The organism is Angustibacter peucedani (genome assembly GCF_054779595.1).
On sequence record NZ_BAAGXY010000054.1, the window covers coordinates 1 to 15,849 of the forward strand.

14 protein-coding genes are annotated in these 15,849 nt (G+C 73.1%); 11 read left to right on the forward strand and 3 right to left on the reverse strand.

Translation table 11 applies throughout. The features are described 5' to 3' along the window. The coding region (locus tag ACYVJ4_RS10755; RefSeq protein ID WP_460460127.1) for an aldehyde dehydrogenase family protein at positions 1-1,092 on the reverse strand (1,092 nt) is incomplete at its 3' end. 65 nt (positions 1,093-1,157) lie between these two features. Here ACYVJ4_RS10755 and ACYVJ4_RS10760 point away from each other — a divergent pair. Genes ACYVJ4_RS10760 through paaK form a run of 3 tightly spaced genes read left to right on the forward strand, consistent with a single transcriptional unit; the run spans position 1,158 to position 4,520 of the window. Next, positions 1,158-2,753, forward strand: coding sequence for a 3-hydroxyacyl-CoA dehydrogenase (locus tag ACYVJ4_RS10760; protein WP_460460128.1), 1,596 nt, complete (start codon positions 1,158-1,160; stop codon positions 2,751-2,753). After that, the gene (paaI, locus tag ACYVJ4_RS10765; RefSeq protein WP_460460129.1) at positions 2,746-3,210 is read left to right on the forward strand and encodes a hydroxyphenylacetyl-CoA thioesterase PaaI; all 465 of its coding nucleotides are present in this window, start codon (positions 2,746-2,748) and stop codon (positions 3,208-3,210) included. Before ACYVJ4_RS10760 ends, paaI begins: the two co-directional genes overlap by 8 nt. After that, a complete protein-coding gene (gene paaK, locus ACYVJ4_RS10770) occupies positions 3,207-4,520 on the forward strand; it encodes a phenylacetate--CoA ligase PaaK (RefSeq protein WP_460460130.1) in 1,314 nt (437 codons plus the stop codon). Before paaI ends, paaK begins: the two co-directional genes overlap by 4 nt. Positions 4,521-4,536: 16 nt before the next feature. Here paaK and ACYVJ4_RS10775 read toward each other — a convergent pair whose 3' ends face one another. Beyond that, positions 4,537-5,334 (reverse strand): ferritin-like domain-containing protein, encoded by a 798-nt coding sequence (locus ACYVJ4_RS10775; protein ID WP_460460131.1) that lies wholly within the window; start codon positions 5,332-5,334, stop codon positions 4,537-4,539. 68 nt (positions 5,335-5,402) lie between these two features. On the opposite strand from ACYVJ4_RS10775, the gene ACYVJ4_RS10780 reads away from it, so the two are divergent. From ACYVJ4_RS10780 to ACYVJ4_RS10795, 4 genes are all read left to right on the forward strand, one after another. Then, positions 5,403-5,894, forward strand: a complete 492-nt coding sequence (locus ACYVJ4_RS10780) for a low molecular weight protein-tyrosine-phosphatase (RefSeq protein ID WP_460460132.1) — start codon at positions 5,403-5,405, stop codon at positions 5,892-5,894. A gap of 183 nt (positions 5,895-6,077) precedes the next feature. Beyond that, positions 6,078-7,643: a hypothetical protein gene (locus tag ACYVJ4_RS10785; RefSeq protein ID WP_460460133.1), complete on the forward strand. Its 1,566-nt coding sequence runs from the start codon at positions 6,078-6,080 to the stop codon at positions 7,641-7,643. 313 nt (positions 7,644-7,956) lie between these two features. Continuing rightward, a complete protein-coding gene (locus ACYVJ4_RS10790; RefSeq protein WP_460460134.1) occupies positions 7,957-9,399 on the forward strand; it encodes a hypothetical protein in 1,443 nt (480 codons plus the stop codon). A gap of 122 nt (positions 9,400-9,521) precedes the next feature. Next, on the forward strand, positions 9,522-10,502 hold the full coding sequence (locus ACYVJ4_RS10795) for an EamA family transporter (protein WP_460460135.1): 981 nt from the start codon (positions 9,522-9,524) through the stop codon (positions 10,500-10,502). Between the two features lie 15 nt (positions 10,503-10,517). On the opposite strand, the gene ACYVJ4_RS10800 is transcribed toward ACYVJ4_RS10795, so the two are convergent. Continuing rightward, a complete protein-coding gene (locus tag ACYVJ4_RS10800) occupies positions 10,518-11,228 on the reverse strand; it encodes a dienelactone hydrolase family protein (RefSeq protein WP_460460136.1) in 711 nt (236 codons plus the stop codon). A gap of 60 nt (positions 11,229-11,288) precedes the next feature. Here ACYVJ4_RS10800 and ACYVJ4_RS10805 point away from each other — a divergent pair, with 60 nt between their 5' ends. From ACYVJ4_RS10805 to ACYVJ4_RS10820, 4 genes are all read left to right on the forward strand, one after another. Then, a complete protein-coding gene (locus ACYVJ4_RS10805; RefSeq protein WP_460460137.1) occupies positions 11,289-12,551 on the forward strand; it encodes an NAD(P)/FAD-dependent oxidoreductase in 1,263 nt (420 codons plus the stop codon). Between the two features lie 45 nt (positions 12,552-12,596). Then, positions 12,597-12,824 carry a hypothetical protein gene (locus ACYVJ4_RS10810; protein ID WP_460460138.1) on the forward strand — a complete coding sequence of 76 codons (228 nt, stop codon included), beginning with the start codon at positions 12,597-12,599 and terminating at the stop codon, positions 12,822-12,824. A gap of 58 nt (positions 12,825-12,882) precedes the next feature. Beyond that, positions 12,883-14,298, forward strand: a complete 1,416-nt coding sequence (gene purB / locus ACYVJ4_RS10815) for an adenylosuccinate lyase (protein WP_460460139.1) — start codon at positions 12,883-12,885, stop codon at positions 14,296-14,298. A 112-nt stretch (positions 14,299-14,410) separates the two neighbouring features. Then, a complete protein-coding gene (locus ACYVJ4_RS10820; protein WP_460460140.1) occupies positions 14,411-15,799 on the forward strand; it encodes a cation:dicarboxylate symporter family transporter in 1,389 nt (462 codons plus the stop codon). Positions 15,800-15,849: the final 50 nt, after the last annotated feature.

Sequence of the window (15,849 nt, forward strand, 5' to 3'; positions counted from 1 at the left end):
CGAGAAGGCCAGGTTGCCGAGCGCGCCGCGCAGGTCGCCGATCGAGTCGACGACGACGGTGTTGACGCCCGCCTTCTCGGTGTAGACCGCCTTGCCCGCCGCGGCCGCCTCGGTCTCGAGCCAGTGGCCGAACGTCGGCCCACCCGTGTAGTCGATGACCTTCACCAGCGGGTGCAGCGCGAGGGTCTTGGCCAGCCCCTCGCCGTCCGCCTCAGGTGCGAGGGTCACGAGGTCCGGGTCGAAACCGCTGTCGCGCAAGGCTTGCCGGATCGCCGCGACGCTGATCGCGAGCGGCAGCACCGCTCGCGGGTGCGGCTTGACGACGACGGCGTTGCCGGTGGCGAGCGACGCGAACAGGCCGGGGTAGGAGTTCCAGGTCGGGAAGGTGTTGCAGCCGATGATGAGCGCGACGCCGCGCGGCACGACCTTGTAGTCCTTGGTCATGCGCAGCGGCTCGCCCTTGGCCGGCTTCTCCCACACCACGGACGACGGCACGCGCCGCTGCTCGAACAGCGCGTAGGCGATCGCCTCGTAGGCGCGGTCCTGCGCGTGCGGCCCGGCGGCCTGGAACGCCATGACGAACGGCTGCCCGCTGGTGTGCATCACGGCGTGCGCGATCTCGAACGACCGGGCGTGGATGCGGTCGACCGCCTCGAGGCAGACCGCTGCGCGCACCTCGGCGCCGGCGTCGCGCCAGGCGGGCACCGCCGCGGCCGCGGCCGCGAGCAGCCGGTCGACGTCCTGGTGCGGGTAGCCCACCCGCAGCGCCGGGCCGTAGGGCGAGACCTCGTCGCCCACCCGGCCGTCGGTGGCGGGCTGGTCGTCGAGCTCGTCGAAGTCGCGGGTGAGCTGGGCCTCGAACGCCTGCTGCCCGGCCTCGGCCGTCCCCTCGCCGTAGACGCGCGGCGACGGCGACTCGGGGTAGCGCGAGAGGTACTGCCGCGACGTCACCGCCGCGAGCGCCGCGTCGAGCGCCTCGCGGTGCGTCTCGACCAGCGCGCGGGCGGCCTCGGGCGCGCTCTCGGGCACCGGGTGGGGCTGCGGCACGAACGCGCCGGGGGCGTAGGTTCCTGCGTGCGGCTCTGCACTCATACGGTGACCCTATCCGCCGACGTCCGACGCACCCGTCGTGCCCACCGCCGCCAGGAGGCCTCCTCGTGACCCCAGTCCAACCGGGTTCTCCCGTGGCCGTGATCGGCGCCGGCACCATGGGCGCGGGCATCGCCCTGGTGGCCGCGCAGGCCGGTCACCCCGTGCGGCTGCTCGACGTCCGCGAGGGCGCCGCGCAGAGCGCCGTCGACGGGCTGCGCGGCAAGCTGCACCGCCTGGCGCAGCGCGGCAAGCTCGACGCCGAGGAGGCCTCGGCGGCGGCCGACCTGCTCGCCGTGGCCGGCGCGGTGGCCGACCTGGCCGGCTGCTCGGTGGTGGTCGAGGCGGTGGCCGAGGACCTCGCGGCCAAGCGGGCGCTGCTCGCCGACGTCGAGGCCGTGGTGGGGCCGGACGCCGTGCTGGCCACCAACACGTCGTCCCTGTCGGTGACCGCGGTGGCGGCCGGGCTCGAGCACCCCGAGCGCGTGGTGGGCCTGCACTTCTTCAACCCGGCCGACCGCATGCGCCTGGTCGAGGTCGTGCGCGGCGAGCAGACCGCGCCGGGCGTCGTCGAGGCCGCCGTCGACCTCGCGCGCGAGTGGGGCAAGACGCCGGTGGTGTGCACCTCGACGCCGGGCTTCATCGTCAACCGGGTGGCGCGGCCGTACTACGGCGAGGCGCAGCGCATGGTCGAGGAGGGCGTCACCGACGCGGCCACCGTCGACGCGGTGCTGCGCGAGGCCGGCGGGTTCCCCCTCGGGCCGTTCGAGCTCACCGACCTGGTCGGGCAGGACGTCAACCTCGCGGTGTCGCGCTCGGTCTGGGAGCAGACGTTCCACGACGCCCGCTACGCGCCGACCGTCTTCCAGCAGCGGCTCGTCGACGCCGGTCGGCTGGGGCGCAAGAGCGGGCGCGGGGTGTTCACCTACGGCGCGGACGGCGGCGCGACGGACGCCGAGCCGCGCACCGAGCCCTCGCGCGCCGTGCCCACCGGCCTGGTGCTGCGCCACGACGAGGAGGGCGACGGTTTCCCGGTGATGGGGGCGTTCCTGCGCCGGGCCGAGGCCGCCGGCGTGGTGCTCGAGCGGGTGCTGCTCGACGAGGAGGACCTCGTCGACGACGACGTGCCCGGCATCGAGCTGCCCGGTGGGGCGCTGCTGCGCGAGGCGAACGGCGAGCTGCCCTCGGAGTGCTGGACGCACGAGGCGTCGGGCGTCGTCCTGCTCGACTGGGCGCACGACCCCGCCACCTGCACCCGCGTGTCGCTGTCGGCGTCCGCCGACTGCCCGCCCGAGTCGCTCGACGCCGCCGTGGGGCTGTGCCAGGCCGCGGGCGTCGCGGTCAGCGTCGTCGGCGAGAGCCCGGGCGGCGTGGTGGCGCGCACCGTCTGCATGCTCGTCAACGAGGCGGTCGAGCTCGTCACGCGGGGCGAGGCGAGCGCCGAGGACGTCGACGTCGCGATGATCCTCGGCACCGGCTACCCGAGCGGCCCGCTGCAGTGGGGCGACCGCCTCGACGCGGCCGGGGTCGACGTCGAGACCGTGCTGCGCGAGCTGCACACGGTCTTCCCGACCGGCCGCTACCGGCCCAGCCCGGCGTTCCTGCGGCTGGCCCGCACCGGAGGCCGGCTGCGCGACGTCCAGGCGGGTGGACGTCGTGCCTGACGCCGACCAGCAGGAGCTCGCGCGCGCCAGCGCCGAGGCCATGCTCGGCGAGGACCTCGCGAGCGCCGGCCTCGGCATCACGCTGGACGACGTCGGGCCGGGCACCGCACGGCTGCGCATGACCGTGCGCGACGACATGGTCAACGGCCACGCGATCGCCCACGGCGGCCTGGTCTTCACGCTGGCCGACTCGGCGTTCGCGGTGGCGTGCAACAGCCACGGCATGGTCACCGTGGCCGCCGGCGCCGACATCACGTTCACCGCGCCGGCCCGGCTGGGCGACGTCCTGCTGGCCGAGGCGGTCGAGACCGACACCTTCGGCCGCAGCGGCAGCACCGACGTCCGGGTGACGCGCGCGGACGACGGCGCGCTCGTGGCGCTGTTCCGCGGCCGCTCACGATCGCTGGGCCGGCCCATCCCCGGTGTGCCGCAAGGGAATTCGCAGGAGGACGCATGAGCCTGCCGGTCGTCGAGCCGCGGCCCGACCTGTACGACGACGCCGAGCGCTGGTCCGTCGACGAGCTGCGCGCCACCCAGCTGGAGCGGCTGCGCTGGTCGCTGACCCACGCCTACGACCACGTGCCGCACTACCGCGCGGCCTTCGACGCCGTCGGGTTCGACCCGCGCGCGATGACGAGCCTGGACGACCTGCGGCACGCGCCGTTCACGGCCAAGGCCGACCTACGCGCGAACTACCCGTTCGGGATGTTCGCCGTGCCGCGCGAGCAGGTGAACCGGGTGCACGCGTCGTCCGGCACGACGGGCCGCCCGACGGTCGTGGGGTACACGGCCGAGGACGTGCGCACCTGGGCCGGCGTGATGGCGCGCTCGATCCGCGCGGCCGGCGGACGGCCCGGGGACGTCGTCCACGTCGCCTACGGCTACGGGCTGTTCACCGGCGGGCTCGGGGCGCACTACGGCGCCGAGGCGCTGGGCTGCACCGTGGTGCCGATCAGCGGTGGCATGACCGAGCGGCAGGTGCAGCTGGTCGCGGACTTCCGGCCGCGCGTGATCATGGTGACGCCGTCGTACTTCCTGTCGGTGCTGGACGAGATGGAGCGGGCGGGCGTCGACCCCGCGTCGTCCTCGCTCGAGATCGGGATCTTCGGCGCCGAGCCGTGGACCGACGCCATGCGCACCGAGATCGAGCAACGGGCGGGCATGCACGCCGTCGACGTGTACGGGCTGTCGGAGGTCATGGGCCCGGGCGTCGCCCAGGAGTGCGTCGAGACCAAGGACGGCCTGCACGTCTGGGAGGACCACTTCTACCCGGAGGTCGTCGACCCCGTCACCGACGAGCCGGTGGCCGACGGCGAGGTCGGCGAGCTGGTCTTCACCTCGCTGACCAAGCAGGCGATGCCGGTGGTGCGCTACCGCACCCGCGACCTCACCCGGCTGCTGCCCGGCACCGCCCGGCCCGGCATGCGGCGCATGCAGAAGGTCACCGGCCGCACCGACGACATGATGATCGTCCGCGGCGTGAACGTCTTCCCGACCCAGGTCGAGGAGATCGTGCTGGCGACCGAGGGCCTGACGCCGTACTTCCAGTGCGTGCTGACACGACCCGGCCGCATGGACGAGCTGACCGTGCGCGTCGAGGCGGCGGACGGCGTGGGGCGCGAGGGCCGCGAGGCGCTGGCCCGCGCCGTGGCCCAGCAGGTCAAGGACCGCATCGGCGTCACCGCGGCGATGGACGTCGTCGAGCCGGGTGGCGTCGAGCGCAGCATCGGCAAGGCCCGCCGCATCGTCGACGAGCGCCCGCGCTAGGCGGGGACGCCGCGCCTCAGGCGGGGACGCCGCGAGCGTCGAGGGCGCGCTCGACGAGGTGCAGGCCGTCCAGCCCGGGCAGCCCGTCGAGCTTCTGGTCGATCTTGCGCGCCTCGGCCCGGCCCTCGGGTCCACCCATCAGGTAGGTGAGCATGAAGACCACCTCGTCCTCGGGCATGACGCCCGAACCGACCGGGTTCCAGGCCTTCTGCAGCGCGAACCGGGTGATGCGCTGCGCCTTGCGGCTGCGCTCGAGCCGCTCGCGCGCCTGGCTGTTGTAGAACGCCACGTGCCGCGTCTCCTGCTTGATGATGCGGCGCAGCAGCTCGGTGAGCACCGGGTGGTCCTCGTGCCGGGTGAGCGCGAGGTAGCCGGCGTGGGTCGACCACTCGTTGATGGCGCCCCAGGTCATGTGGGTGGCGATGAAGTCCTCGCCCACCAGGTTGGCCAGCAGCAGCTGCTTGAGCGGGCCGGTCTTGGCCTTGCGGCCCTGCCGCTCGCGGACGTCGCGCAGGTGCGCGTTGCCGGTCTCGACACCGTGCGCCGCCAGGACGTCGGCCAGCGCCTCGCCGTGCCAGTACTCCTCGTAGTTCCACATCGTGAGGAACGTGGTGATGTCCGGGTCGTTGTGCGACGGCGTGACGAGCAGGTCGCGCAGGTAGCAGACCGTGTACGACTCCACGTCGCTCATGTACCGCAGGCAGCGCAACGCCCCGGGCGACAGCGGCCGCTCGGCGAAGGCGCCCGACAGGTCGAGGTCGTCCCACTGCACCGGTGCTGCGGTGCGGGCGTACTGGTCGATGAGGAAGGTCACGCGAGGAGTTCGTCCCGGGCAGCGCGCCGGATTGGTCGACGTCCGGCGCCGTCGTCCATCATCGGCGGGTGGATCCCCTGCGCGTGTGCTTCGTCTGCTCCGGCAACATCTGCCGCTCACCGATGGCCGAGGTGATCACCCGCCACCTGGTCGAGGACGCCGGGCTCGACGGCCAGGTCGAGGTCTCCAGCGCCGGCACCGGCGACTGGCACGAGGGGCAGGGCGCCAACCCGCCCGCCGTCCGGGCGCTCGCGGACGCCGGGTACGACGGCTCGCAGCACGTGGCCCGCGCGTTCGACCCGGCCTGGTTCGACGAGCTCGACCTCGTCGTCGCGCTGGACCGCGGGCACGAGCGGGTGCTGCGCGGCTGGGCCCGCACCGACGACGAGCGCGGGCGCGTCGTCCTGCTGCGATCGTTCGACCCGGCGGCGGACGGCGACGAGGTGGCCGACCCCTACGGCCACGACGACGAGGTCTTCGCCGCCTGCCGCGACGAGGTCGAGGCGGCCTGCCGCGGCCTGGTCGAGGAGCTGCGCCGACGGGTGTCCGCTCGCGCCTGACGCTGCGTCCGAAGAACTGGTCGCGATACCGACCAGATCGTCGGACGCGACGTCCCTCATCCGTTCGGCGGCAAAGGCGCGAAAACGGGCGCACCGGGTCTCTCCGGCGGGTTAGTCTCCGCGGCCACGGAGCGGCACGACGCAGACCAGGGGGTCTCGGCCGGACCGGGCAGGGGGAGTCCCATGCGCAACGCCCGCACCCGTTGGCTCGTCGCGGCGGTCGCCGCGGCCGGTCTCGGGGCCACGCTCGTCCCGGCCACGTCGGCGCAGGCCGACGTCGCCGACCCGGTGGTGGTCTTCCAGGACTACTCCAACCCCAAGGTCGTGCTGAAGTCCGGCGCGCCCGACGGCACGGCGACGCAGACGCTGACCCCCGGGTCGGTCGACGCGTTCACCTACGACGTGTCGGAGGACGGCAGCACCATGATCGTCGGCGGCGCGGTGCCGTCGGCCTCCGGGAACGACGCGAGCTACGGCTTGGTCCTGGTGACGGGCGGCGTGACCACGCTGCTGACGACGAACTGGGACACGCACCCCGCGCTCTCGGCCGACGGCCAGACGGCCTGGTGGCTGTTCGACGGCCACGTGTACACGTACCACGCGGGGACGACCACGCGCAGCAGCGCTGTGCTGTTCGCCGCCACGGGCTACGAGCCGGCGCGCTTCGAGGTCTCCCCGGACGGCCTCACCGGCGTGGTCATGCTCAAGAAGTACAACGCCGCCCGCACCGCCACCGTCGCGGGGAAGACCATCGCGCTGCCGCTGGACGGCGGCGCCGGTCCGCGGTGGAGCAAGAGCTACCCCGACTCCACCACCGTGCCGGACACCAGCAACCTGGCCTTCGCCGACGACAGCACCCTGATCTTCGGTGAGCGGTCCGGCAGCACCATGCGCTACTTCACGGTGCCCTTGCAGGCGGACGGCCTGGGCATGCCCACCGAGGGGCCGGCCGGCCGCTACCTGGTGCAGAAGTTCGGCAGCCAGTTCTGGAGCTGGGCGGACACGGCCGGTGTCACGAGCTTCGGCCAGGCCGCCGACGCCCTCACCGCTCCCGCCGCCGAGCAGAGCCGGATCGACGGCGACCACACCTCGGCGTACCACCCCGCTGCGGTCGCGCCCGGCATCATGCGGACGGCCGCCAACCGGGCCGGCGCGCACGCCAACCTGGTGACCCGCTACTCCTCGGTCTACACCGGGCAGAAGTCGTTGTTCGACGCGTGGAACGGCTACGTCTTCCCGACGTCGTCCGCGCTGGGCGGGCAGCTGTCCTACACCTCGCTGGGCAAGCTGCAGATGTCGACCGACGGCGGCCGCACCTGGCGCACGGCGTCCAGCACGAGCTACGACCACCCGGTGGCGTGGCCGGGCCAGAAGGGCGCGTACGGCATCGGCTACACGCCCTCGCTGACCCGCAACACGCGGTTCCGCTGGTACTACGCCGGCGACGTCTTCACCGCCCCCGGCTACAGCGCGCAGCGCAGCATCACCGTGATGCCGACCATCACGATCTCCGCGTCGCGCTCGGGCAGCAAGCTCACGCTGCACGGCCACATCTCGCGCGTCGGCGGCACCGCGTCGCTGTACAAGATGAGCTCCGGCGGCCGCAAGACCCGCATCGCGAGCGCGCGCATCTCCAGCGCCGGCTCGTACAGCTTCGGCGCGCGCACCCTCACCCGGGGCACCTACCGGATCTACGCGGTCGGCGACAGCACCTGGGCGACGAGCTACCGGGGTCTGACCCTGCGGTAGCGCGACCGGCCCACCACGACGGCTCGGCAGGCACGGCCTGCCGGGCCGTCGTCGTCCGGGTCGTTCAGGGTGAAGTCCGCGCGCCGCACCTGCCGCGCGGGTTACCCTCCGCTCGCGGCGACTGCTGTGGCGCCTGCGGTCGGAGGGGGATGTCGTGCCTGCAGCCCGTGCGGTGGGGGCGGTCGTTGCCGGTCTCGTCGGCTCCCTTGCCGCCGTCGCACCGTCCGCTCAGGCGGCCGACGACCCCCCTTCGCCGACGCACGTGCTCTACCGGACGTCGGCGCCAGCCAGCACGGGTAGCACCCACCGCTTGATGTTCGCGCCACCGGCCGGCGGAGGAGCCTTCGCGGCGACGCCGGTGTCCGTCGACACGATGACGTTCGACGCGTCGGACGACGGCCGGGTCCTCCTGGTCGGCGGCTACCAGCGCATCGGCGGCGAGAACATCTGGTTCCTGGTGCGCAGCGAGGGAGCGGCGTGGGAGCACGCCGCCTCCACCGTTCTGACGTCGACGTTCGAGGGCCGCCCGGTGCTCTCGCCCGACGGCTCCACCGCATGGTGGATCGACCGGGGGTTCGTCTTCACCCACCGAGGCGGGACCACGACGCGGTCGCCAACTCCGCTCTTCGCCGCGCCGACCACGGCCTACCGGCCCGTCGGTTTCGACGTGTCACCCGACGGGACCTACGGCGCGGCCATGTACGCGCGGTACGACTCCGCCGGGAAGACCGTGGCGTCCAAGGTCGTCGCCCGCCGCCTGGACGGTTCCGCCGGCGACACCGTCGACCGCTACTGGAGCACGACGAGCGCTCCCGTCCTCGCCGTCCCGACCACCTTCAGCTGGGCGGACGCGACGACGCTGCTCTACGGCACGCGCCGCGAGGGCGTGCTGGGTTACGAGGCCACCTCTCCGAGCCCCGACGGCGGGACGCCTGCCCGGCGTGGCGCTGACGGCCGCTACCTCGTCCAGCCGTTCGACGGCGGGTTCTGGAGCTGGGCGGACGTCGACGGCGTCACCAGCTACGGCACGAGCTCCGACCCTCTCGCCGCGCCGACGACGTCGAGCGATCGCGTGGACGGTCGGACGACGACCGACTACCTGCCGATCTCCGGCGGGGCCGTGATCATGGACCGCCCGACCAACCCGATGCGCACCTACGCGTACCTGTACCCCCGCTGGACGGACGTGCTGGTCGACGACACCGTCCCGTACCTCGCCTGGGCCGGCTACGTCGGCCCGACGCCTGGCGCCACCCTGGCTGACGACGGCCTGTCGACGTCATGGGGGTCGCTGGAGCAGTCCTACGACGGGCTGCACTGGAAGACGGTCGACCACAGCAGTGCCACGCGGGGGATCAGGTGGCCTGGGTCCGCCACCCGTCGGGCCAGCGGCTCCACCCAGCAGCTCCAGCGCAGCGTCTTCCTGCGGTGGCGCTACGCAGGCAGCTGGTACACGCAGCCGTCCACCAGCGTGGTCCGGCGGGTGACCGTGCACCCCAAGAGCCGCAAGCTGTTCCACGACTGGGCCTACCACGGCACGCGGTTGACCCTGCACGGCAGCTTCACCCGCGTCGGCGGCGTCGCGGTGCTGTACCGGTTGTCCGGCAACGGGCACCGCACCCGGCTGAAGTCGGTGCGCATGGGGGACGTGGGCAACTACACGTTCGCGCTGTACCGGCCGCGAGGGACCTACGAGATCGTCTCCCTCGCCGACTCGGGCTGGGGCGACGCGCGGTACCGCCTGCGCGTGCTCTGAGCCGGCTCAGGCACCGCACCAGCAACAGGCACGACGGGCCTCGCGAGCCCCGGCCCGTGCTCGGCATCTCGACGGACGGCCCGATCCGCATGTCGGCCGGGTCGCTGGGTAGCGTGCGAGCCGTGACGACGACGCCCGGCCGCCGCGCCGCCGGCGGCGTCGTGCTGGCGGTGTCGGCGTCGGTGCTGTTCTCGATCAACGCCACGGTCAGCAAGATCGTGCTGCAGCACGGCCTGGACTCGGTCGACCTCGTGTCGCTGCGCTCCGCCGGTGCCGCGGTGCTGCTGATGGGCTGGACGGCGCTCACGAACCGGCGCGCGCTGCGCGTCGGCCGCCGCGAGCTGGCCTTCCTCGCGGTCTACGGGATCCTCGGCATCGCCATGGTGCAGTGGCTCTACTTCGTCGCCATCGCCCGCATGCCCGTGGGGGTGGCCCTGCTGCTGGAGTACACCGCGCCGCTGATGGTCGCGCTGTGGGTGCGGTTCGCGCGCGGCGAGCAGGTGCGCTCGCGGGTCTGGCTGGCCCTCGCGCTGTGCCTGGCCGGCCTGGCCCTCGTCGCCCAGGTCTGGCAGGGCCTCACGCTCGACGGGGTCGGTGTCCTGGCGGCGCTCGGCGCGGCGGCGGCGCTCGCCACGTACTACCTGATGGGCGAGCGCGGCCTGGGCCAGCGCGACCCGGTCTCGCTGATGGGCTGGATCTTCACCTTCTCGGCGCTGCTGTGGGCCGTGGTGCGGCCGTGGTGGCGGTTCCCGTTCGACGTCCTGGCCGACCCGGTCGCGCTGCCCGGCGGCCTCGACGGCCTGACCGTGGACGTCGGCGTGCTAGCGGCCTGGGTCGTCGTCCTCGGCACCGTGACGGCGTTCGGGCTGGTGCTGCTGGCCGTCGGCCGGGTCGGACCGGCCCGCGTCGGCGTCCTCGGCATGCTCGAGCCCATCGGCTCCGGCCTGGTGGCCTGGTGGGTGCTCGGCGAGGACCTCGCCGCCGTGCAGCTCGCCGGCGCGGTGGTGGTGCTCGTCGGGATCGTCCTCGCCGAGACCGCGCGACGACGTCCGGACGGCGCCCGCGACGCCGTCCCGCTGCCGGAGGGCGTGGCCCCCGGCTAGGCGACGCAGCCGGGGCTACGCCACGTGCGAGCGCAGGAAGTCGACCGTGCGCGACCAGGCCAGCCGCGCCGACTCCTCGTCGTACGTGCCGAGCTTGTCCTTGTCGTTGTGGAACGCGTGCCCCGCCGGGTAGTAGAAGAACTGGACGTCGGCGCTGCCCGACTCGTCGCGGATCTGCTGCTCCTGCGCCCGCGCCTGGTCGACCGGGTAGAAGTCGTCCTGCTCGGCGTAGTGGCCCTGCACCGCGGCGGTCAGTCCCTGGTACTGGTCGGGCACGGCCTCGCCCACGCCGTAGAACGGCACCGCGGCGCTGACCTTCTCGCCCTGCTGGGTGGCCAGCGCGAGCACGAAACCGCCGCCCATGCAGAAGCCCACCGCACCCACGGTGGACGACGTCACCGCGTCGTGGGCGAGCAGCCAGTCGACCGCGCCGCCGAGCTTGTGCGCCGACTCGTCGACCGGCAGCTGCGACATCATCTCGCCGGCCTCGTCGCTGTCGTGCGCCACGCGTCCACCCATCAGGTCGGGCGCGAGCGTGACGAAGCCCTCGGCGGCGAAGCGGTCGCAGATGTCGACCATGTGGTCGTCCAGGCCCCACCACTCCTGCACCACCAGCACGCCCGGGCCGGTGCCCGCGGGGGGCGTGGCGAGGTAGCCGTGGATCGTGGTGCCGGCGCTGTCGAAGGTGACGTTCTGGCGCGGGTTGTCGTGCTGCTGGTCAGCCATGCGCCGATGCTAACCAGGCGCCCCGATGGCGGCCCGTCGAGCGGTCCCTAGGCTGGAGACATGACCAGTGCCAGCCGCCGTCGTCCGCGCGTCGTCGTCGTCGGGGGCGGGTTCGCGGGGTTGTCGGCGGTGCGCCAGCTGAGCGTCGCCGACGTCGACGTCCTGCTCGTCGACCGCAACGGGTACAACACCTTCCAGCCGCTGCTGTACCAGGTGGCGACCGGCGGGCTGAACCCCGGCGACGTGACGTTCGCGCTGCGGGCCTTCACCAGCAAGTTCCGCAACGCCGACTTCCTGCGGGCGACCGTGACGCGCGTGGACGCCGACGCCCGGCTCGTGCACCTCGCCGACCACGACCCGCTCGAGTACGACTACCTGGTCATCGGCTGCGGCGTGACGGCGAACTACTTCGGCATCACCGGCGCGAAGGAGAACGCCCTCGCGATCTACACCCGGGCCGGCGCGATCGCCACGCGCGACCGGGTGCTCACCGCGATCGAGAACGCCTCGCAGGGCAAGCCCGGCGCGCCCGAGCCCACCGTCGTGGTCGTGGGCGGCGGCGCCACCGGCGTCGAGATGGCCGGCGCGCTCGCCGAGCTGCGCAACGCGGCGGTGCCGATCGCCTACCCGACGCTGGACGTGGCCCGGGTCAAGATCGTGCTGGTCGAGATGACGGACGTCGTCCTCGGGCCGTTCCACCCCAAGCTGCAGGCCTACGCGGCCAAGCAGCTGCGCAAGCGGGGCGTCGACCTGCGCACCGGCACCGCCCTGCAGGAGGTGCGGCCCGACGCCGTGGTCGTGAAGGGCCCGGACGGCGCGCTCGAGACGATCCCGTGCGCCGTCACGGTGTGGGCCACCGGCATCACGGCCGAGCCGATCGTCGGCGGCTGGGGCCTGCCCACCGGCAAGGGCGGTCGTATCGCGGTCGGCGCCGACCTGCGCGTGCAGGGGCACCCCGAGGTCTTCGCGGTCGGCGACGTCGCGCTCGACCCCGAGGACCTCGCGCAGGTCGCGCAGCCGGCGATCCAGGGCGGCAAGCACGCGGGCGTGCAGATCCGCCGGATCCTCGCCGGCTCACCCACGCAGCCCTTCAAATACTTCGACAAGGGCACCATGGCCACGGTCGGCAAGGGCGACGCCGTCGTCCAGTTCCCGTTCGGGCTGCGGCTGCGCGGCACGCTCGCCTGGCTGTCGTGGCTGGGGCTGCACATCGTCGAGCTGATGGGCGGCCGCAACCGGCTGGCGACCTTGATCAACTTGTCGGTGCGGTACTTCAGCTGGCCCCGCAGCCTCAACGTCGTGGTGGGCGATCCGGCCGACTGACCTGCGAGACTGTCGGTTCGCGGCGATCAGAGGCATGCTGAGGACATGAACGCACGCGCCACGGGAAGCCGCAGAGTGATCCCCGGCAGCCCGTTCAACCGTCCCGAGGTCGCACAGGACCACCCGACCTACGCCGTCGGCGACCAGGTCTGCCACGACCGCCACGGCCTGGGCAAGGTCATCCAGGCGAGCGACCCCGCCGAGGTGGTCGCGGACTTCGGGACGACGGTGCGCCGGATCCCCCTGCCCTGCAGCAAGCTCACCAAGCTCTGAACGCCCCTCCCCCGGGTCGCGCCCGCGGGGTGCGGGACGGTGGTCCGCGTCTGGGACCATGGGGCACGTGACCTCGACGCCACCCACCCCGCTGGCCGACGCCGGTACCGCCCTCGGCGCCCTGGACGGCCGCTACCGCGCCGCCGTCGCCCCGCTGGTCGAGCACCTGTCGGAGGCCGCGCTCAACCGCGAGCGCGTGCGGGTCGAGGTCGAGTGGCTGGCCCACCTGGCCACCACCGGTGCCGTGCCAGGCGTCCGTCCCCTCACGGACGACGAGCTGGCCGGCCTGCGCGCCGTGGTCGACGGCTTCGGCCCGGACGACGTCGCCGAGCTCGCCGCGATCGAGCGCGAGACCGTGCACGACGTCAAGGCGGTCGAGTACTTCCTCAAGCGGCGGCTGCAGGCGGGGTCGTTGGCCGACCTGACCGAGCTGGTGCACTTCGCGTGCACGAGCGAGGACGTCAACAACCTGTCGTACGCGCTGATGGTGCGCGGCGCCGTCCGCGAGGTCTGGCTGCCCGCGGCCACCGCGCTGGCCGACCAGGTCGCCGACCTCGCCCGCGAGCTGCGCGACGTCCCGATGCTGTCGCACACGCACGGGCAGCCGGCGACGCCCACGACGCTGGGCAAGGAGCTCGCGGTGCTGGCGCACCGGCTGCGCCGCCAGCTGCGCCGCGTCGGGGCCGCCGAGTACCTCGGCAAGATCAACGGCGCGACCGGCACGTACGGCGCGCACGTGGCCGCCGTCCCGGGCACCGACTGGGTCGAGGTGTCGCGCAGCTTCGTCGAGGGCCTGGGCCTGACCTGGAACCCGCTCACCACCCAGATCGAGTCGCACGACTGGCAGGCCGAGCTGTACGCCGACGTCGCGCGCTTCAACCGCGTGCTGCACAACCTGTGCACCGACGTCTGGACCTACATCTCGCTCGGCTACTTCGTGCAGGTGCGCGGCCAGGGCACCGTGGGCTCGTCCACGATGCCGCACAAGGTCAACCCGATCCGGTTCGAGAACGCCGAGGCCAACCTCGAGATCTCGTCGGCGCTGCTCGACGTCCTCGCCTCGACGCTGGTCACCAGCCGGCTGCAGCGCGACCTCACCGACTCCTCGACGCAGCGCAACATCGGCACGGCGTTCGGGCACTCGCTGCTCGCCGTCGACAACGCGCGCCGCGGGCTGGCCGGGCTGGACGCCGCGCCCGAGGCGATGGCGCGCGACCTGGACGCCAACTGGGAGGTGCTCGGCGAGGCGGTGCAGTCGGCGATGCGCGCCGCCGGGCTGGCCGGGACGCCGGGCATGGACGAGCCGTACGAGCGGCTCAAGGAGCTCACCCGCGGACGTCGTGTCGACGGCGAGGCGATGCGCGCCTTCATCGCCACGCTCGGCCTGCCGGACGACGTCGCGGCGCGGCTGGCCGCGATGACGCCGGCGTCGTACACGGGCCTGGCGAGCGCGCTGGTCGACCGGCTCGGCTGACCCCGGCCGCCCCAGGCCTGCTCACGAACCGGGACAGCACGGGACAGCCCGGGCGGATCGGGCGTACGGTCGGGGTCGACCAGCCTGACCGACGACGTCCAGGAGCGCCGCCATGCCCGATCCCGACCAGCCCGTCGGCACCGACACCGCGGCCGAGCCCGCGCAGCGGCGCGACCGCACCCACTTCCTCTACATCGCCGTGATCGTGGCGGTGCTGCTCGGCATCCTCGTGGGCTTCGTCGCCCCCGACACCGCCAAGGAGCTCAAGCCGCTCGGCACGGCGTTCGTGAACCTCATCAAGATGATGATCAGCCCGGTGATCTTCTGCACGATCGTGCTGGGCATCGGGTCGGTGCGCAAGGCCGCGAGCGTCGGGCGGGTCGGCGGCTTCGCGCTCGTCTACTTCCTCGTGATGTCGACCGTAGCGCTCGCGATCGGGCTCGTCGTCGGCAACCTGATCAAGCCCGGCAGCGGGCTGCAGCTCACCGACGAGCTGGCCAAGACCGGCCAGAAGCAGGCGTCCGGCGAGGCCGAGACGACGACCGACTTCCTGCTCGGGATCATCCCCAAGACGCTGGTGTCGGCGCTGACCGAGGGCGAGGTGCTGCAGGCCCTGCTCGTAGCCCTGCTGGTGGGCTTCGCGATCCAGTCGCTGGGCGAGCGCGGGGCGGGCGCGCTGGCCGCGGTGGCCGGGTTCCAGAAGGTCGTCTTCAAGGTGCTGGCCATGATCATGTGGGTCGCGCCGGTGGGCGCGTTCGGCGCGATCGCGGCCGTGGTCGGCGAGACCGGCTCGGACGCGCTGGTGGCCCTGGGCAAGATCATGCTGGGCTTCTACGCGACCTGCGCCATCTTCGTGGTCGTGGTGCTGGGCACCTTGCTGCGCGTGGCGACGGGCCTGTCGATCTTCAAGCTGCTGCGCTACCTGGGCCGCGAGTTCCTGTTGATCCTGTCGACGTCGTCGTCCGAGACGGCTCTGCCCCGGCTGATCGGCAAGATGGAGCACCTCGGCGTCAGCCGGCCGGTGGTCGGCGTGACCGTGCCGACCGGCTACTCGTTCAACCTCGACGGCACGGCGATCTACCTGACCATGGCGTCGCTGTTCATCGCCGAGGCCATGGGCGAGCCGCTCAAGCTCGGCGAGCAGATCTCGTTGCTGCTGTTCATGATCATCGCGTCGAAGGGTGCAGCCGGGGTGACCGGCGCGGGCCTGGCGACGCTCGCCGGCGGCCTGCAGTCGCACCGGCCCGAGCTGCTCGACGGGGTCGGGCTGATCGTGGGCATCGACCGGTTCATGTCCGAGGCGCGGGCGCTGACGAACTTCGCCGGCAACGCGGTGGCCACGGTGCTGATGGGCACCTGGGTGGGCGAGATCGACCGCGAGCGCGCGGGACGGGTGCTCGACGGGCAGGACCCGTTCGACGAGGCGGCCTTCGCGTCCGGCGACGACCACCACGCGGTCGACCTGCGCGAGAAGGAGGCCACGCCGACGTCCCCCCGCTGACGCTTTCCCTCACCCGTGCCGGTTTCCCTCACCCGTGCCGCTCTGGCGCA

Bases quoted from the DNA above. Each gene is read 5' to 3' on its own strand.
- paaK (WP_460460130.1), top strand. From the start codon at position 3,207: ATGAGCCTGCCGGTCGTCGAGCCGCGGCCCGACCTGTACGACGACGCC.
- ACYVJ4_RS10785 (WP_460460133.1), top strand. From the start codon at position 6,078: ATGCGCAACGCCCGCACCCGTTGGCTCGTCGCGGCGGTCGCCGCGGCC.
- ACYVJ4_RS10790 (WP_460460134.1), top strand. From the start codon at position 7,957: ATGTTCGCGCCACCGGCCGGCGGAGGAGCCTTCGCGGCGACGCCGGTG.
- ACYVJ4_RS10800 (WP_460460136.1), bottom strand. From the start codon at position 11,228: ATGGCTGACCAGCAGCACGACAACCCGCGCCAGAACGTCACCTTCGAC.
- ACYVJ4_RS10805 (WP_460460137.1), top strand. From the start codon at position 11,289: ATGACCAGTGCCAGCCGCCGTCGTCCGCGCGTCGTCGTCGTCGGGGGC.
- ACYVJ4_RS10810 (WP_460460138.1), top strand. From the start codon at position 12,597: ATGAACGCACGCGCCACGGGAAGCCGCAGAGTGATCCCCGGCAGCCCG.
- purB (WP_460460139.1), top strand. From the start codon at position 12,883: ATGGGGCACGTGACCTCGACGCCACCCACCCCGCTGGCCGACGCCGGT.
- ACYVJ4_RS10820 (WP_460460140.1), top strand. From the start codon at position 14,411: ATGCCCGATCCCGACCAGCCCGTCGGCACCGACACCGCGGCCGAGCCC.